Origin of the sequence: Streptomyces sp. NPDC059169 (assembly GCF_042755225.1) — a bacterium.
Classification (GTDB): Bacteria; Actinomycetota; Actinomycetes; order Streptomycetales; family Streptomycetaceae; genus Streptomyces.
Genome location: NZ_JBHZCF010000009.1, coordinates 306,123 through 324,477 on the forward strand (window position 1 = coordinate 306,123; position 18,355 = coordinate 324,477).

11 protein-coding genes are annotated in these 18,355 nt (G+C 71.4%); 5 read left to right on the top strand and 6 right to left on the bottom strand.

The genetic code is table 11. The features are described from left to right. The first annotated feature begins 21 nt into the window (after positions 1 to 21). The 5 genes from ACFXOM_RS19405 to ACFXOM_RS19425 all read left to right on the top strand — a co-directional run bounded on the left by ACFXOM_RS19405 (position 22) and on the right by ACFXOM_RS19425 (position 7,638). Positions 22 to 624, top strand: coding sequence for an acyltransferase (locus ACFXOM_RS19405; RefSeq protein WP_384932598.1), 603 nt, complete (start codon positions 22 to 24; stop codon positions 622 to 624). 279 nt (positions 625 to 903) lie between these two features. Then, positions 904 to 2,592 (top strand): D-glucuronyl C5-epimerase family protein, encoded by a 1,689-nt coding sequence (locus tag ACFXOM_RS19410; RefSeq protein WP_384932601.1) that lies wholly within the window; start codon positions 904 to 906, stop codon positions 2,590 to 2,592. Positions 2,593 to 2,859: 267 nt separating this feature from the next. Continuing rightward, positions 2,860 to 3,963, top strand: a complete 1,104-nt coding sequence (gene wecB / locus ACFXOM_RS19415) for a non-hydrolyzing UDP-N-acetylglucosamine 2-epimerase (RefSeq protein ID WP_384945291.1) — start codon at positions 2,860 to 2,862, stop codon at positions 3,961 to 3,963. Positions 3,964 to 4,105: 142 nt separating this feature from the next. Further along, positions 4,106 to 5,506: a glycosyltransferase gene (locus tag ACFXOM_RS19420; RefSeq protein ID WP_384942401.1), complete on the top strand. Its 1,401-nt coding sequence runs from the start codon at positions 4,106 to 4,108 to the stop codon at positions 5,504 to 5,506. Further along, on the top strand, positions 5,503 to 7,638 hold the full coding sequence (locus ACFXOM_RS19425; protein ID WP_384942395.1) for a glycosyltransferase family 1 protein: 2,136 nt from the start codon (positions 5,503 to 5,505) through the stop codon (positions 7,636 to 7,638). The genes ACFXOM_RS19420 and ACFXOM_RS19425 overlap by 4 nt, the downstream gene beginning before the upstream one ends. A 94-nt stretch (positions 7,639 to 7,732) precedes the next feature. On the opposite strand, the gene galE is transcribed toward ACFXOM_RS19425, so the two are convergent. The 6 genes from galE to ACFXOM_RS19455 form a co-directional block, all read right to left on the bottom strand. Further along, positions 7,733 to 8,698: a UDP-glucose 4-epimerase GalE gene (gene galE / locus ACFXOM_RS19430; RefSeq protein WP_384942393.1), complete on the bottom strand. Its 966-nt coding sequence runs from the start codon at positions 8,696 to 8,698 to the stop codon at positions 7,733 to 7,735. A gap of 85 nt (positions 8,699 to 8,783) precedes the next feature. Next, entirely contained in the window at positions 8,784 to 10,067 is a 1,284-nt protein-coding gene (locus tag ACFXOM_RS19435; protein WP_384942391.1) for a nucleotide sugar dehydrogenase, read from the bottom strand. Then, entirely contained in the window at positions 10,064 to 11,695 is a 1,632-nt protein-coding gene (locus ACFXOM_RS19440) for a glycosyltransferase family 2 protein (RefSeq protein ID WP_384942389.1), read from the bottom strand. Before ACFXOM_RS19440 ends, ACFXOM_RS19435 begins: the two co-directional genes overlap by 4 nt. Next, positions 11,692 to 12,705 carry a Gfo/Idh/MocA family protein gene (locus ACFXOM_RS19445; protein WP_384945288.1) on the bottom strand — a complete coding sequence of 338 codons (1,014 nt, stop codon included), beginning with the start codon at positions 12,703 to 12,705 and terminating at the stop codon, positions 11,692 to 11,694. The genes ACFXOM_RS19440 and ACFXOM_RS19445 overlap by 4 nt, the downstream gene beginning before the upstream one ends. Then, positions 12,702 to 13,820 (bottom strand): DegT/DnrJ/EryC1/StrS family aminotransferase, encoded by a 1,119-nt coding sequence (locus ACFXOM_RS19450; RefSeq protein WP_384942385.1) that lies wholly within the window; start codon positions 13,818 to 13,820, stop codon positions 12,702 to 12,704. Before ACFXOM_RS19450 ends, ACFXOM_RS19445 begins: the two co-directional genes overlap by 4 nt. Positions 13,821 to 14,152: 332 nt before the next feature. Continuing rightward, positions 14,153 to 18,229, bottom strand: a complete 4,077-nt coding sequence (locus tag ACFXOM_RS19455) for a ribonuclease E/G (RefSeq protein WP_384945285.1) — start codon at positions 18,227 to 18,229, stop codon at positions 14,153 to 14,155. Positions 18,230 to 18,355: the final 126 nt, after the last annotated feature.

Genomic DNA, 18,355 nt, shown 5'->3' on the forward strand with positions numbered 1-18,355 from the left:
CCGACACCGGAAGGCAGAGAAGTGAACTACAGGGTCCAACCCACCGCCCAGGTCGACGAGACCGCCGAGATCGGCGCCGGCAGCAGCGTGTGGGAGCTCGCCCAGATCCGCGAAGGCGCGCGCCTCGGTGAGGGCTGCGTGGTGGGTCGCGGTGCCTACGTCGGGACGGGTGTGCAGATCGGCAACAACGTCAAGCTGCAGAACTACGCCCTGGTCTACGAGCCCGCCGAGCTCGCCGACGGCGTCTTCGTGGGTCCCGCCGTGGTCCTCACCAACGACCACAACCCACGGTCCGTGGACCCCGAGGGCAAGCAGAAGCGCGGGGGCGACTGGGAGGCCGTCGGAGTGAAGGTCGCCGAGGGCGCCTCGCTCGGGGCGCGCTCGGTGTGCGTCGCGCCGGTCCGTGTCGGCCGCTGGGCCATGGTGGCCGCGGGCGCGGTCGTGACCAAGGACGTCCCGGACTTCGCGCTGGTCGTCGGTGTTCCCGCACGTCGGATCGGCTGGGTCGGCCGGACCGGCGTGCGCCTGGTCGAGCGGGAGGGCGAGCCGGGGGTGTGGGAGTGCCCGCAGAGCGGCTCCCTGTACGACGAGAAGGACGGCGTGCTGATCGAGCGCCACGCGTAGTCCCATCGGACCGGCGCACGCGACCGCGTGAGACGGGCGTATCGGCTCTCGCTCCGCGACCGCGCTGTGTGCGCCCGGCGCACGACGGCGCACACATGCGACGCTCTGCGCCCGGCTACCCACGACGGAACAGCCCCGAGAGGCCGACGCGCCACCCGATCGAGTCGGCCTTCCGGGCTTCTGCGTGTTCGTCGCGCCCGCCCCCCACCGCCTCCCCATAGGATCCGCAGCCATCGCTGGTCTTCGCTGATCTTGTCCGACACCTCCGGGGGTACGGTCGTGGCCGCAGACATCCGTTCCGCGCTGGACCGCAGGGTCTTCCTCCACCTCGCGGGCGGCGCCGCGCTGGGCGCCGCCCTGACCGGCACGGCCGACGCCGCGCACTCCGCACCGCAAGCCCCGGCCGCACCACCGGCCACGGAGCCGCCGCTCCCCCCGCTCCCGGACCAACTCGCCGGCGGAGTGGTCACCACGCCCGACGCGCCCTTGCGGCCGCCCCGAACGAACCGCGCCCCCGCGCCCGACCGGGGCAGCGTCCCGGCCACGCTGCCGTTCCTCTTCCACACCGCCGGCTACCGCACCCGATCCGACCTGCCGGAGTCCATGCAGCCGTGGCGCGACCGGCCCACTGCCTGGGCCCACGTCACCCCGGACGGCGACCACACCTACCTCGACGCCTCCGGCGTCCTGAAGTACCGGCCGAGGCGTACCGCCGCCGGCTACGACCAGCCGGTCAGCCAGATCCAGTTCGCGCTGGGCTGCCTCACCAGCCACCGCACCGAAACGGACCCTTCCCGCCGCGCACTCTTCCTCCGGCGGGCGAAGACCCAGGCACAGCGTCTGATCGACACCCGGGTGGAGGCCCGCGGCGCCTGGTACTTCCCGTACCCCTTCGACTTCACGCACCCGTCACACGGCGGCGTTTCCTACCGGGCGCCCTGGTACTCCGGGATGGCCCAGGGCGAGGCGATCAGCCTCTTCATCCAGCTCGCGCAGCTGGACGCGGTCACCGAGCAGGAGCGCGCCCTGTACCGGTCAGCCGCGGACGGCGCGTTCGCCTCGCTGCTCCGCGCCGACGACGCCGCCCCCTGGGTGGTCAACCGCGACGGCGACGGCTACCTGTGGATCCAGGAGTACCCGGGGGCGGAGCCCGGCACGGGCGACTGCACGTACAACGGCATGATCTTCGCGATGTTCGGCCTCTGGGACTACGTCCGTGCGACCGGCAACACGCTGGCGGCCCAGCTGTACGACGGCGCGTGCACGACGGTGGACCACCACTTCCCCGCCCTGCGCAACCGGCGGTGGGCGTCGTACTACTGCCTGACGCACCGGATTCCGACGCCGTCGTACCACCAGCACCACATCAACCTGTTCCGTCAGCTGCACTGGCAGACGGGCAACCCGCGCTTCGCCCACATGAGCGACGTGCTGACGGACGACTTCCCGGCGGGGTTCGTGCGCGCCGGCTCCCGAGCCGTCCTGGCTGCGGGTACGCACACCCTGTACCGCTACGCGACGGACGCGGACGGCGACTTCGTCGCCTCCGAGGGTGACGCCGAGCTGGCCCGGAAAAAGGTGACCTTCACCAGGACCACCCAGGCTCCGGTGAACCGGCGCCGACGCATCCGGGGTCGCGGCGTCGCCTACCGGATCGCCCAGGGAGCGTACGAGGGCTGGTGGGCGGGCGAGGCGTTCCCCCGGGTCTTCCTCGTCGGCGAGCACCTTCCCACCACGTACCGCCCGGCACGGACGCTGACCTTTCCCGCCGACACCCCGGTGACGTGCTACCGGCCCAGCACGGGCCGGAGAGGAGAGAGAACCCGCACCGTGACGTTCGCCAAGCCGTCCTCCGCCCCGTTCGACCGCCGGGCGATCGTCAACGGCAGGCCGATGTGCCGCATCTCGACCGGGGCCCTCACGGGCTACTGGGTGCCCGCGGGGAAGGTCGCCACCGACGGCCGCTGACCGTCCACGAGCGCCCCCACCAGCGGTCTTGGCACTGGCCACGGCCTCGGGTGGCCGATTTCTCCCGAAGTACGCACACGGTTCACGAAATCGTTATGCGGTCGGCGGCGGCCGAGCACGTGCGTCCTGACCATGGCAGGGACACGGCATGAGCCCGGTGCGGCCGGAATGCACCGGGCCTGGTCAGTGCGCGGATTGCCTACCATTACCAGCGGTGTGAGACCGTGACACGCCTGCCGTTGCCCGGACCGAGAAGAAGAGTGCTCAGTGAAAGTCATCAGCATCGTCGGAGCCCGTCCTCAATTGGTGAAGCTCGCCCCCATCGCGGCGGCCTTCGCGGAGACCGAGCACCAGCACGTGATCGTGCACACCGGGCAGCACTACGACGCGGACCTCTCCGACGTCTTCTTCGACGGTCTCGGCATCCCCGACCCTGATGTCCACCTCGGCGTCGGCTCCGGCAGCCACGGCGTACAGACCGGCTCCGTGCTCTCCGCCCTCGACCCGGTCCTCGAGCGCGAGAAGCCCGACTGGGTGCTGGTCTACGGCGACACCAACTCGACCATCGCCGGTGCGCTCTCCGCGGTGAAGATGCATCTGCCGGTGGCGCACCTGGAGGCGGGCCTGCGCTCCTTCAACCGGCGCATGCCGGAAGAGCACAACCGCGTCCTCACCGACCACTGCGCCGACCTGCTGCTGGCCCCGACCGAGGAGGCCATGCGCCACCTCGCCGGCGAGGGTCTCGCCCACCGCGCCGAGTTGGCCGGCGACGTCATGGTCGACATCTGTCTGAAGATCCGGGACGCCGTGCGCGCCGGCGAGCACCCCGCGCCCGTACTGCCCGAGGGAATCGACCCGGCGCAGCCGTTCCTGCTGACGACGCTGCACCGTCCGGACAACACGGACGACCCTGAGCGACTTTCCGCCATCCTGGAGTCGCTGGCCAAGCTGCCGGTCCCGGTGGCACTGCTCGCCCACCCGCGCCTCGTCGCGCGCGCCGAGGCGCACGGCATCAGCCTGGCGCAGGGCAACGTGCACGTCGGCCGCCCGCTGCCGTACGCCGGTCTCATCGCAGCGGTGCTGGCCTCCTCCGGCGTGGTCACCGACTCCGGCGGCCTGCAGAAGGAGGCGTTCCTGCTGGAGCGCATCTGCACCACGGTGCGCCCGGAGACCGAGTGGGTGGAAACCGTCGACACCGGCTGGAACGTCCTCGTTCCCGACCCGCACGCCCTCTCCCCCGAGGAGTGGGCCGCGACGGTGACCCGCGCCGTGCCGACCGCCGACCCCGGCACCCCGTACGGCGACGGCCGTGCGGCGAAGAACGTTGTCCGGATCATGGAAGAGTGGAAGGGGGGCAGCCGGCACGCGTGACGGAGCATCGCGCCCCCCTGCCGCAGGCCGTGAGCTACGCGGCACGTGGGGGTCCGAATCCGTACATGTCACCGTGCTAGCGTCACCGGTTATGTCAGCGTCTCCCAGGTCCGGGCTGCCCGCGGAAGGCAAGCGGCCTCACGTGATCTACCTCGCCATCGGATTTCCGCCGGCCGCCAAGAGCTCGGCGTACCGCATGCGCGAGACAGCGAACCAGTTCATCAACGTGGGCTGGGACGTCACCGTCGTCACCATTGCGCAGGAGTCCTGGGAACGGGACTCCGGCATCGACCTCACCCTGCTGGACCAGGTCGACCCCAAGGTCAGGATCGTCGAGCTGCCACTGGCGCGCGAGGACCTGGAGACGGACATCCGCCTCTTCGACGAGGCGCGCGCGCTCAACCCCAACGGCTGGGTCGCCAAGCTCCGCCGCCGCCAGATGAAGCCCTTCCCGGAGCCCAACTTCGGTGAGTGGCGCGCCGATCTGGAGCAGGCCGTGCTCCGGATCCACGACGAGCACCCGGCGGACCTGCTGCTCGCCAGCTGCGTCCCCTACGTCAACCTCGCCGCGGCGTGGAAGCTGTGGGAGGAGCAGAAGGTTCCGTACGCCGTCGACTTCCGCGACGGCTGGTCCATCGACGTCATCGAGGGCGTCGAGGCGTTCGGGCCCGACTCCGAGGAAGGCCGCTGGGAGCGCAGGATCCTCGACCACGCGGCCTCGCTCTGGGTGGTCAACGACCCGATCGCCGACCACTACCGCAAGCGCTACCCGGACTTCGCGGAGCGCGTGCACGTGGTGCGCAACGGCTACGACGCCGACAGCTCACCGGGCCGCGCCCACAGCCCGGACCCTGAGTCCGGGCTGGTCTTCGGCTATCTCGGTACGGTCAACTTCACCCCCCAGCACCTGGAGACGGTGCTGAACGCCTGGAAGGCGGCACGGGCGAAGGAACCGCTGCTCGCCAACGCCCGCTTCGAGGTGCGCGGCCACATCGGCAACGGCGCGGGGCGCGAGGCAAACCGGCACACCGAGATCCTCAAGCAGGCCGAGGCCGACGGCGTCCACTTCGGCGGCCCCGCCGCCAAAGCCGAGGTCGCGCAGATCTACGCCAGCTGGGACGCCATGGTGCTGATCCTGATCGGCGGCCGCTACGTCACCTCCGGCAAGGTGTACGAGTACATGGCCACCGGCCTCCCCATCGTCTCCGCGCACGTGGTCGAGCACGACGCGTCGAACGTGCTGCAGGGCCACCCGCTGTGGACCGGCGCCGTCGGCATCGACGAGGAACGTCTCACCGAGTCCTTCGTCAAGGCCGCGCACATGGCGGTGGAAACCAGTGACGAGGTCCACGCCGAAGCCATGGCGCACGCCGACCAGTTCACCCGCGAGGCGCTGATGACCGTCGCCGTGAAGAACCTCGTCGCAGGTCTCACGACGGAGCACACCGCGCAGGAGTCCGAGCCCGGCGACACGGCAGCGGGCTCCGGGGACGAGGCCCCCCTCGCCGAGAAGTCGATCGTCGCCGGAGGACCCACCCCGTGACCGAAGTCCTGTTCGTCGCCGCTGCAAAGCCGCAGTTCGGCGTGCTCGCCGACTCGGTGCGCAAGTTCAACGCCCAGGGCGCCCGGGTGCACCTGGCCGGCACATTCCACCTGGAGTCCTCCGCCGAGGAGCTCGCCAAGCTGGAGCTGGCCGGACTGCACCAGCTGCCGCGCAGCGTGGCGCACCGCAGCCAGGCGCTGCGCCGCAAGGCCCGCACCTCTCCGCTCGGCATGCGGGTGTGGATGCAGTCCAAGCGCGACGCGTGGCTGCGCTCACGTGCCCGCAAGGCCGACGTCCTGGTCGCCCTCGACCCGGGCGCCGTCTACACCGTGTGGCGGCTGGCCCAGTACAACCGCAACGCCGAGGCCATGTTCGGTCTCGCACCCGCGTTGAAGGCCGTGGAGGGCCTGGTGGCCCAGGGCGGCAGCGTCACCCGCCGCTCGGTCCTGCCCTCGCTGGACGCGGTCGCCCGCGACATGCGCCGTTCCGTCGACGGACTGCCCGCCGCCGTGATGCGCACCGCGACCGCGCGACCCGTGATGCGCTCCACCGTCGGTGCACGACTGTGGCGCAGCGCGGTCACCGCCCCCGGAGTGCCGACCCGGGTGCGCGCCGCGACCTCCCGCTACGTCGCCGAAGGCATGCAGTGGGCCGGTCGCACCAGTGGTGCCGCCATAGCACTCACCGCAGCCGCGTCGAGGATCCCGGACCTCGGGCTCAGGGCACAGCTGATGGACGAGGCCGTGATGAAGGAGATCACGAAGGGCATCAGCCCGCGTGAACTCGGCAAGGCCGTCGCCGCCCAGCTCGCCTACGCGGACGCGGAGTTCACCGCGGGCCGGACCGGCAAGGCCGCCACCGCCCTGGACCGTGCACTGTTCCTGGACTTCCACCGGGTGCTGCACATCGACCAGCTGTCCTCTCCGCTGGCGAAGGACGCGGAGGGCTTCGTCAAGCCGCTGTACCGCTCGAAGGCGATGCAGGCACTGTGCCGTGCGCAGGGCCGCAAGGTCCCGGCGGCACCCGCGCCCAAGGACCGTCCGCTGCGGCTGCTGGTGGCGACGAGCGCCAACGACAACTTCCTCCACCACATCCTGGAGCACTTCGGCGAGCACCCCGGTGTCGAGCTGCGGTACCTGGACCTGGCCGCGTCCAAGCACCTGAAGCGGATCTCCTGGGCGGGCCGGCGCATGCTGGAGGACCGCCTCTCGGGCGGCACCAGCGACTACCAGGAGGAGGTGGAGCGCCTGATGCGCCCCTACCTCGACTGGGCCGACACGGTGTTCCTCGACTGGTCGGTGGGTCCGGCCGGCATGCTCACCACCATCGACCCGGGAGACACCCGGATCGTTGTCCGGCTGCACAGCTACGAGGCTTTCACGCGCTGGCCGCACATGACGGACTTCTCGCGGATCGACGACCTGGTCTTCGTCGCCCCGCACGTGAAGGACCTGGCGGCCTCCCTCGTCCCGCAGCTGCGGGGGGAGCACGCACCGCGCTTCCACGTCCTCGACAACGCGATGGACCTGTCGGGCTTCGCCCGTCCGAAGCCGGCCGAGGCCCGCTTCAACCTGGGCCTGATCGGCATCAGCCAGGTCGCCAAGGACCCCAAGTGGGCCGTGGACGTCCTGGAACGGGTGCGCAGGCACGACGAGCGTTACCGGCTCATCCTGGTCGGCGGCGACATGGACCCGAAGACCAGCCGGGCGACCCGCGAGTACCGGCGCGACTTCGAGAAGGACCTGGCACCGCTGGAGGAGTCCGGCGCCGTGGTCCGACTCGGTCCGACGGACGACGTCCCCGGGAAGCTCGAGGAGATCGGCACCATCATCAGCTCCTCGGTCCGCGAGGGCTGTCACGTGGGCCTGATGGAGGGCGCGGCGAGCGCCGCCGTCCCGGTCGTCCGCGACTGGCCGTTCTACGCGGGCAAGGCGAACAGCGCCCGCACCCTCTACCCGGAGGGCTGGGTCGTCGGCTCCCCCGAGGAGGCGGCGAAGCGGATCCTGGAAACCACCGCCACCGAGGAGGCGTGGCGGGAGGCGGGCAAGCTCGCGGCCGACCACGCGCTGACGGTGTGGGATTGGCCCGTGGTGCAGAAGCACTTCGAGAAGCTGTTCCTCGACGAGCAGTAGAGCGTGAACGGAGAGGGCTCCCGGGACACACGTTCCCGGGAGCCCTCTCCGTTCGCCTCGTGGTTCTCCCTCGGCCTGTGGCGGGTCCGAGGACCTACGGGTGGCGCAGCTGCCAGCCCGCCCACGCGGACTCGACCATCGCGCGCACTCCGTGCCGGGCGCTCCAGCCCAGCTCGTCGCGGATCCGGTCGGCGGAAGCCACGACACGGGCCGGGTCGCCGGGGCGTCGCCCGGTGACCTCGGGCTCGTGGGCGAGGCCGGTGACGCGCTGGATGATCCCGACCATGTCCGCGACGGAAACTCCCTCGCCGCGGCCGATGTTGAGGATCAGGTTCGCGCCGGGGTCGGCTGCGAGCCGCCGGGCGGCCGCGACGTGCGCCGAGGCGATGTCCTCGACGTGGATGTAGTCGCGGATGCAGGTGCCGTCGGGGGTCGGGTAGTCGTCACCGAAGATCCTGGGTGCCTCACCGGCGGTGAGGCGTTCGAAGACCATCGGGACGAGGTTGAAGACGCCGTCGTCACCGAGCTCGGGCGTGACCGCGCCGGCCACGTTGAAGTAGCGCAAGGAAGCCGTCGCCATCGGGTGGACCGAGCCGACCGCCGTGACGAGCCACTCGCCCGCCAGCTTGGTCTCGCCGTACGGGTTGATCGGCGCGCACGGCGTCTCCTCCGTGACGAGGTCGACGTCCGGCATGCCGTACACGGCCGCGGAGGAGGAGAACAGGAAACGGCCCACCCCGGCTGCGACCGCGGCGTCGAGCAGGGCCCGTAGGCCCTCGACGTTCTCCCGGTAGTAGTACAGCGGCTTCTCGACGGACTCCGCCACCTGCTTCTTGCCCGCGATGTGGACGATTCCGGAGACGGCGTGGTCGCGCAGGACGCGGTCCACCACGTCGCGGTCGAGCACCGAGCCGACCTCCAGCGGAACGCCGGCCGGGAGCCGCTCGGCCCGCCCGGTGCTCAGGTCGTCGAGGACGACGACGCGCTCACCTCCGTCGGCCATTGCCTTCACCACGTGCGAGCCGATGAAGCCGGCGCCGCCAGTAATCAACCAGGTCATGGGGAAACCTTCTTGCGAGCGGGCCCCGCCCCGCAGGTGCACGGGGCAGGGCCTCGGAGTTCGTCGCGTACGGGAAGTCCGTCCGTCAGCCGCCGATGACGACGCGGCGGACGCCCTCCCAGCGGGCCGGGTCCGTGGTGCGGCGGCCGTCGACCAGGACGGTGACGTCCGGCAGGTCGGAGGCAGCCAGCTCACGGTACTCGGCGTGGTCGGCCTGGAGGATCGCCGCGGTGACCTTCTCGCCCTGGTGGGGGGTGAGACCGTGGGCGACCAGCTCGTCGGCGGTGTACATCGGGTCGGAGACGAAGGGCACCGCGCCGCGCGCCCTGAGGGCCTCGACGGTACCGAAGACGCCGGAGAAGGCCGTCTCCTTGACACCTCCGCGGTAGGCGGCACCCAGGACCAGCACGTTGACGCCCGTCAGATCGCCGTAGGCAGCGGCGAGCAGGTCGACGGCGTACTCGGGCATGGCGGCGTTGGCCTCGCGCGCGGCCCGCACGACGGTCGCCTCAGGGTCGTTCCACAGGTACATCCGCGGGTAGATCGGGATGCAGTGGCCGCCGACGGCGATGCCCGGCTGGTGGATGTGGCTGTACGGCTGCGAGTTGCAGGCCTCGATGACCTTCTTGACGTCGATGTCGTTCTTGTCGGCGAACCGGGCGAACTGGTTGGCCAAACCGATGTTGACGTCGCGGTACGTGGTCTCGGCGAGCTTGGCGAGCTCGGAGGCCTCGGCGGTGCCCAGGTCCCACACGCCGTTCGGCTGCGGCAGGTCGGCGCGCTCATCGAAGTCCAGGACCTGCTCGTAGAACTCCACGCCGTGCCGGGTGGATGCCTCGTCGATGCCGCCGACCAGCTTCGGGTAGCGGCGCAGGTCGGCGAAGACCCGGCCGGTGAGCACGCGCTCCGGGGAGAAGACCAGGTGGAAGTCCTTGCCCGGGGTGAGGCCGGAGCCCTCCTGGAGCATCGGCGCCCAGCGGGTACGGGTGGTGCCGACCGGCAGGGTGGTCTCGTAGGAGACGAGGGTTCCGGGCTTGAGGCCCTTGGCGATCGCCTTGGTGGCGGCGTCCATCCAGCCGAAGTCCGGGGTGCCCTCGGCGTCCACGAACAGCGGGACGACGACCACGACGGCCTCGGACCGGGCGACGGCCGCAGCGGTGTCGGTGGTGGCGGACAGCAGCCCGCCGTCGACGGCCTGCTTCAGCTTGACGTCCAGGTCGTGCTCGCCGGGGAAGGGCTCGGTGCCGGCGTTGACCAGCTCGACGACCTTCTCGTTGACGTCGGCGCCGATGACCTTGTGGCCCTTGGCGGCGAACTGCACGGCGAGCGGAAGCCCGATCTTGCCGAGCGCGACTACACAGATATTCATCGGGTCAGTTTCCTCTTCACACGGGACATCAAGTGGCGCAGCCGGCTGCCCACGCCGGACGACGAGGACTCCCAGAGCGGAGCCGTGGTGATCACCAGCCGTCCCTTGGCGTTCGCGTTGGCGGAGATGCGGTACGGGACCTTCTCGCACCATCGCCGGGCCAGGGGCAGCGGCAGGCCCAAGGTCTTCACCGGGACCTCGTAGGTCGAGCCTGCCACGTCCAGATAGGCGCGGACACCCAGCTTGGCCTTGACGGGCTTGACCGGCATGCGGGCCGTGAGCACCGTCCCCGTGCCGTCGTCGGTGGGGGTGCGGCTCAGTTCCCCCGCCGGGGCGGGGAGTTCGGTGCCGACCGGCAACCGGCGGGCACCCGGCTTGTCGGCACTCTTCGGCATGGCCTTGGTGGCCAGGCGCAGCACGGCCGAGTCCGTCTCGCCGCTGACGGGCACGCGGACCGCGAGGGCCAGTGTCAGGTCCTGACCGAGCTGCTCCCACTCGGCGGACACGAGGCCGGTTCCGTCGGCGAGCTGCTTGGGAACGGCTTCCCCGATGACCTCGTAGAGCCGGTCGGGCAGACCCAGGGCCGGGTCGCGGAAGCCGGGGTATCGCAGGTACGCCCGACCGTCCTCCAGCAGCATCGGCGGGGCTCCTGCGGCGGCCTCCTCACTGATGGCGCGGACGAGCTCCGGGACGGCACCGCGCTGGGCCAGCGCGATCCGCACCCGCCGCTTGACGTCCATCGAATCGCGCAGCGCTTCGGTGAAGTAGTCGTCGGCGAGGGCGGCGATACCGGCGCACACCTCTTCCCGCGTGGTGCGGTCGAGGGCCGGGAAATCGTCCTGGATCAGCTTGGCGAGCTCCCAGGTGAAGTGGCGCTTGAACACCGCGTCACGCTGGGGCCCCGCCTCGATGAGACCGGCCGTGAATCGCATGATCTCGGCAGTGCAGCGCAACCGCGCCAAGTGGTTGGCCCGGTAGGTGATGTTGCTCGCGTCGCCGCGCTTCACCGCGTAGTAGTACGTGTAGTCGGCGAGGACCGAGATCTTCTTCGCCCGTACGCACGCCTCGATGGTGAACGGCTGGTCGCTGCCCACCGGAAGGTCCTCGGGGAAGCGCAGCTTGTACTGCTCGACCAACTCGCGCCGGAACAGCTTGGTGTTGGCCAGCGTGAACGGCAGAGCCGACTCGTACAAGCTGACGTCCGGGTCGCTCTTCTTGTAGAGCGCCTGATGGACGTAGCGGCCGTTCGTACCGACCATCTTGCCGACGACGACGTCGGAGCCGTGCTCGTCTGCGCAGGCCACCATCCGCTCCAGCGCGTCCGCGCCGAGGTAGTCGTCGGAGCCGATGAAGTACACGTAACGGCCGGTGGCCACCTCCAGGGCCCGGTTGCTGGGGGCTGCCGGGCCACCGGAGTTGGCCTGGTGGATCACCTTCACGGTGCCGGGGTACCGCTCGGCGTAGCGGTCGAGTTCCCGGCCGCTGTCGTCGGTCGAACCGTCGTCGACGGCCACGATCTCCAGCCGGTCCAGCCCGATGCTCTGCCCCACCAGCGAGTTCAGGCACTCCGTGAGGTACGGCATCGTGTTGTAGACGGCGACGACGACACTGACGTCGGGGGTGGTCAACTGGCCACGTCCTCCGGGGTCAGCTGCACGGTGGCGCCGCTCCTGGCGGAGTCGATCACGGCCGCGGCGACCTCGACGGTCCGCAGGCCCTGTCGCAGCGTGCAGATGTCCTGGGACTTGCCGCGCATCGCGTCACGGAAGAGCTCGTGCTCGACGAGGAGCGGCTCACGCTTGGGGATGGCATAGCGGATCATGTCGCCCTCGGCGACGCCGCGGAACGCCCGCAGGGCCTCCCACTCGGTCGCCACGGCGGCGTTCGAGTAGAACGTCAGGTCGGCGGTGAGGGTGTCCGCGATGAAGCAGCCGCGCTCACCGGTGACCGACGTGAAGCGCTCCTTGAGCGGGCTCAGCCAGTTGACGAGGTGGCTGACCATCGTGCCGTCGGAGAGCTTGCCGACGGCGGAGACCATGTCCTCGTGCGGGCGGCCGGACTTGGAGACCGTGTGCGCCGCGATCGACGTGTACTGCTGGCCGGTGACCCAGGCCGTCAGGTCGATGTCGTGGGTGGCGAGGTCCTTGACCACGCCCACGTCGGCGATGCGGTGCGGGAAGGGGCCCTGACGGCGGGTGACGACTTGGTAGACGTCGCCGAGTTCGCCGGCCTCCAGACGGGTGCGCAGCGACCGCAGCGCCGGGTTGCAGCGCTCGATGTGTCCGACGCCGGCCACCAGGCCGCGTGACTCGAAGGCGTCCACGAGTCGGCGTGCGCCCTCGACGGTGTCGGCGACGGGCTTCTCGATGAGGGCTCCGATGCCGGCCTCGGCCAGCTTCAGGCCGACTTCCTCGTGCAGCGCGGTCGGACAGGCCACCACGGCGTAGTCGATGCCGAGCGCGATCAGCTCCTCGACCGTCGACAGCACGGGGGCACCCTGTGCCCAACCGTTCTTGTCGCCCATCGGATCGACGACGCCGACGAGCCGGACGTCCTCCAGCCCGGCCAGCACGCGGGCGTGGTGGCGCCCCATGGAGCCCAGGCCGACCAGCCCGGCCCGCAGTCCAGCAGCAGTCACAGGTTCTCTCCCAGCGCGTTCACGGCGGTGACGATGCGCTCAAGGTCGCCCTCGGTGAGCGAGGGGTGGACGGGGAGCGAGACGACCTCGGCGGCCGCACGCTCGGTCTCGGGCAGGTCCCAGGTGCGACCGGCCTTCTGGTCCGGCTCCCAGTAGGGCTTCAGCCGGTGGATGGGGGTCGGGTAGTAGACGGCGTTGCCGACGCCCGCCTCGGTGAGCTTCGCCATGGCGGCGTCGCGGTCGCCCCGGATGCGCACCGTGTACTGGTGGTAGATGTGGCGCGCGCCCTCGGCGACGACCGGGGTGACGACACCGGCCGCGGAGATGTGCTCGGTCAGGTACGCGGCGTTGGCGATGCGCTGCTCTGTCCAGCCGGGGAGCTTGCCGAGCTGGACGCGGCCGACGGCGGCGGCGACGTCGGTCATGCGCATGTTGGCACCGACGATCTCGTTGGCGTACCGCTGCTCCATGCCCTGGTTGCGCAGCAGCCGGAGGGTACGCGCGACTTCGGCGTCGGCCGTGGAGATCATGCCGCCCTCGAGGCTGTGCATGTTCTTCGTCGGGTAGAAGCTGAACGTACCGCCGGAGCCGAAGGCGCCGACCGGAGTACCGTTCAGCGCGGCGGCGTGCGCCTGGCAGGCGTCCTCCACGACGGCGAGCTTGTGCTTCCCGGCGATGGCCATGATCTTGTCCATCGCGGCGGGGTGGCCGTACAGGTGGACCGGCATGATCGCGGCGGTACGGGGGGTGACCGCGGCCTCAACGGCTGCCGGGTCGATGCAGAAGGTGTCGGCCTCGACGTCGACGAAGACGACGTCGGCACCGACGAGGCGGACCGCGTTGGCCGAAGCGGCGAACGAGAAGGAGGGAACGATCACCTCGTCACCCGGACCGATGCCGAGAGCCATCAGAAGGAGGTGCAGCGCGGAGGTACCGGAGTTGACGGCCACACAGTGGCGGCCTTCCACCAGCTCCGAGAAGCCCTCCTCGAAGGCAGCCACCTCCGGGCCCTGCACGACCCGACCACTGCGCAGTACGCGCACGGCTGCTTCGATCTCTTCTTCACCGATGACCGGGCGGGCAGCGGGGATGGGCTGCTCGTTGCTGCTCGGCATGGACGTCCTCCTTGAACACCGCGAGAGCTCTATGTGGCAGAGGTCCGGGGTTGCGGGGCGTCTGTGGGCCGCGCGAACCCCTCCGGCGTGATGCCGACGCCCTACCGAGGAATGCTGGGACCGGTCTGTCCCTTGAACCGGGCCGATCACCGACCGTAGTCTCCGGGCGGGGCCCCGGCACGGCAGCGACCGCCGTCACATTATCAGGGATTTCCTAGCCAATTCCTGGGCCCTTTACGGCTCCAGGCATCGATTGCGAAACGAATGGCGCGTCCCGCCCCTCCGTCATGAGAGGCGGGACACAAAGACTTCAACCACCGGTCGTCGAGCGTTCAGCTCTCGGTCGTCGACGCCGCGGCGGTCTTCTTCGCCGCCGCCTTGGTCGCCTTCTTGGCGGTGGTCTTCTTCGCCGCCGTCTTCTTGGCCGCCGTCTTCTTCGTGGCGGCCTTCTTCGCCGTGGCCTTCTTGGCCGTCTTGCGGGCCGCCTTCTTGGCCGGGGCGTCCACCGCCGTCTCCTCGGCGACGGCGTCCGCACCGGTCCCGGACTCCGCCGCGGGCGCCGTGGCGACCACGACGACCGCCGCTTCCTCCGTGCCGGACGGCGAGCCCGCGGGGGCGGTGACCTTGCGGGTCACCCGGCGGCGGGCGCGCGGCGGTGCGGCGACCTCCTCCGTGGCGGGCGGCGCGACCGGGGCCTCGGCGGCGGGACCCTCCGGGGCCGGGCCTTCCGGAGCCTCGGCGGGGGTCACGATCTCGGCAGCCTCCGCCACCTTGGGCGACCCGGCCGGGGCCGTCGCCTTGCGGGTGGCCCGGCGACGGGTGCGGCCCGCGGGCGCCTCGGCGGCCGGGGCTTCCGGCTGTTCGGAGAGCGTCTCGGGAGCGGCAGCCGCCTCCGGGGCGGGAGCCTCCTGCACCGTCTCGGCTTCGACGGGCGCGGCCTGCTTCGGCGCACCCGCCGGAGCGGTCGCCTTGCGGGTCGCGCGACGGCGCCCGCGGCGGCCCACGGCGGCCTCGGCCTCGGCAACGCTGCTGTACAGCTCCTCGTCCGGCGCGAAGGCGGGCTCGGGAAGAGCGGCCGGAGCGGCCGCCTCGGCAGCCACCTCGGCCTCGGTCTCCGCCTCGGTCGGCGGAGCCTCGGCGCCCTGGGCCTCGACGACGACCTCGTGCTCGTGCGCCTGGCCGTCTCCGCGACCGCGCTTCTTGCCGCGCTTGCCGCCACCGCCGCCACCGGCCGTGCTCGGCTGCTCCATGTGCACGATCACACCGCGACCGTTGCAGTGGACGCAGGTCTCCGAGAACGACTCCAGCAGACCCTGGCCGACCCGCTTGCGGGTCATCTGCACCAGACCCAGCGAGGTGACCTCGGCGACCTGGTGCTTCGTACGGTCCCGGCCCAGGCACTCCAGCAGCCGCCGCAGTACCAGGTCCCGGTTCGACTCGAGCACCATGTCGATGAAGTCGATCACGACGATGCCGCCCAGGTCGCGCAGCCGCAGCTGGCGCACGATCTCCTCGGCCGCCTCCAGGTTGTTCCTGGTGACGGTCTCTTCGAGGTTGCCGCCCTGGCCGGTGAACTTTCCGGTGTTGACGTCGACCACGACCATGGCCTCGGTCTTGTCGATCACCAGCGAACCACCGGAGGGCAGCCACACCTTGCGGTCCAGCGCCTTCATCAACTGCTCGTCGATCCGGTAGGTCGCGAAGACGTCGGTCTCGGAGGTCCAGCGGTTCAGCCGGTCCGCCAGATCCGGCGCGACGTGCGACACGTAACCGTGGATGGTCTCCCACGCCTCGTCACCACTCACGATGACCTTCGAGAAGTCCTCGTTGAAGATGTCGCGCACGACGCGGACGGTCATGTCCGGCTCGCCGTAGAGGAGGGTCGGGGCGTTGCCGCTCTTCGCCTTCTTCCGGATGTCCTCCCACTGCGCCTGCAGTCGCTCGACGTCACGGCGCAGCTCGTCCTCGCTGGCACCCTCGGCGGCCGTGCGGACGATCACGCCCGCGTCCTCGGGAACGATCTTCTTGAGGATGGTCTTCAGCCGGGCCCGTTCGGTGTCGGGCAGCTTGCGGCTGATGCCGGTCATCGAGCCCTCGGGCACGTACACCAGGTATCGACCGGGCAGCGATACCTGGCTGGTGAGCCGGGCGCCCTTGTGGCCGATCGGGTCCTTCGTCACCTGGACGAGCACGGACTGCCCGGACTTCAGCGCGGTCTCGATGCGGCGCGGACCGTTGGCGAGCCCGAGCGCCTCGAAGTTGACCTCACCGGCGTACAGGACGGCGTTGCGCCCCTTGCCGATGTCGACGAACGCGGCCTCCATGGACGGCAGGACGTTCTGCACCTTGCCCAGGTAGACGTTGCCGACGTAGGAGGTCGACTGCTCCTTGTTGACGTAGTGCTCGACGAGCACGTTGTCCTCGAGGACACCGATCTGCGTACGGTCGCCGTTCTGCCGGACGACCATCACCCGCTCGACGGCCTCCCGGCGGGCCAGGAACTCCGCCTCGGTGATGATCGGCACCCGGCGGCGACCCTGCTCACGCCCCTCGCGGCGGCGCTGCTTCTTCGCCTCCAGACGGGTCGAACCCTTGATCGACTGGACCTCGTCGCTCGGCTCCGTCTCCTTGGCCCGCCGTTCCCTGGGCTCACGGACCTTGACGACGGTGCGCTCTGGCTCGTCCTCACCCGCGACGTCGGCGGCGTCGCCACTGCGACGACGGCGGCGACGACGCCGACGGCTGCTGCTGGTGCCCGCTGCGGACGGCGTGCCGGCCTCGGCCTGCTCTTCGTCCTCGTCCTCGTCCTCGTCCTCGTCTGCCTGCTCCGGCTCCTCGGACACGCCGCCCTCGGACTCGGCGTCCTCAGCGGACTCCTCTGCCTCGGCGGCCTCACCACGGCGCCTGCGACGCCCACCGCGGCGACGACGGCGCGACGGACGGTCCTCGGACTCCTCGCCCTCTGCCTCGGTGTCAGCCTCCTCGGTCTCGACGGCCTCGGCGGCCTGGGTCTCCTCCGCCGGCTCCGCCGACTCCACGACCTCCGCGGGCTCACCACGACGGCGACGCCGACGCCGCGACACGCCCTCGGCGGCCACGGCGGGCTCGGCCGTCTCCTCCTCCTCGGCTGCTTCTGCGGCCTCAGCGGCGGCCGCCGCAGCGGCAGTCTCCGGCGTCTGGAACATCGGCTCGGCGAAGACCGGCGCCTGGAAGACGGCCACCGCAGGCCGCACCGCGCGGCGTGCTCCGGCGGGCTCCTCGGCCCGCTCCGGCTCGGCGGTGAACTCGGGAGCTCCGGACCGGCTCCGCTTGCGGCCGCGCGATGCCGCACGCCCGGCAGCCTCCACCTCCGCCTCCTCGGCGGAGATCTGCGAGACGGCCTCGGCGGGCAGGCCCTCGCCCGCGGCGGACTCGTCCGCGGGTCCGCCCTGCGCCGCCCCGGCGGACGCGGTCACCCGGCGCGTGGCACGCCGACGGGTACGAGCGCGGGGCGCCTCCTCCGCCGGCTCCTCGGCCGCCGCGACGGGCTCCGCCGGCTCGCCGGCCTCGGTTCCCTGCTGCTCGGCGGTGGTGGCTGCACGGGTCGCACGGCGGCGGGCGCGGGCGCGCGGCGCCTCCTCGACGACCTCTGCGGACTCGACGGCCTGGTCAGCATCCACGGCGGGCTCTTCGGCCGGCGCGACCTCGGCCTGTTCGGGCGCGGACGCCTGACGCGTCGCACGGCGACGGGCGCGCCGCACCGGCGCGGCAGCCTCGTCCGACGATCCCCCTGCTACCGGCTCGCTCATGGCACCACCCTCAATGTCCTCCGCCGCGTCGGGAGCCGGCGTCTCGACGGCGTCCGCGGCATCAGCCGCCTCCGCCGCAGCGGGCGCACCGGCGGGCGCGGTCGCCTTGCGCGTCGCACGCCGACGCGGACGCGGCGCGGGTGTCTCTGCTTCAGCGGGGACCGCGGCAGCCTCGGCCGCGGGCTCGTCCTGGGCGACGGTCCCGGCAGCCGGGGCGCCGGCGGCCGCGGTCGCCTTGCGCGTGGCACGCCGACGCGGACGCGGCGTCTCGGCCTCGGCCACCACGGCGGCAGCAACCGGCTCGGCGGGCGCCTCGGCCACCACGACCTCCGCGGTCCCGGCAGCCGGCGCACCGGCGGCCGCGGTCGCCTTGCGCGTCGCACGCCGACGCGGACGCGGCGTCTCGGCCTCGGCCACCACGGCGGCAGCAACCGGCTCGTCCGCCGGTATGGCGGCGGCAACCGACTCGGTCACGTCGGTGACCGTCTCCACCCCGGCCGGCGGTCCCGCGGGGCGGGAAGCGGCACGGCGACGACGCCGCGGCGGCAGCGTGTCGCTCGGTGTGGAGTTCTGGTTCTCCTCGTTGTCCCCGGTCGTACCGGGGTCGTTCTGCTCGAGCATGCGGGCGGTTCTCCCGTCACGCTCCCGGGCGCCGAGCCTCGTTCCGGTCCGGTGGCCGTCCCCGCGTGATGAGCGCGGGGCCTCCGTCCGGGGCGCGGGCGCCGCACGGGAGCTGTATGTCTGGCT

Bases quoted from the DNA above. Each gene is read 5' to 3' on its own strand.
- ACFXOM_RS19435 (WP_384942391.1), bottom strand. From the start codon at position 10,067: ATGAATATCTGTGTAGTCGCGCTCGGCAAGATCGGGCTTCCGCTCGCC.
- ACFXOM_RS19455 (WP_384945285.1), bottom strand. From the start codon at position 18,229: ATGCTCGAGCAGAACGACCCCGGTACGACCGGGGACAACGAGGAGAAC.
- ACFXOM_RS19450 (WP_384942385.1), bottom strand. From the start codon at position 13,820: ATGCCGAGCAGCAACGAGCAGCCCATCCCCGCTGCCCGCCCGGTCATC.
- galE (WP_384942393.1), bottom strand. From the start codon at position 8,698: ATGACCTGGTTGATTACTGGCGGCGCCGGCTTCATCGGCTCGCACGTG.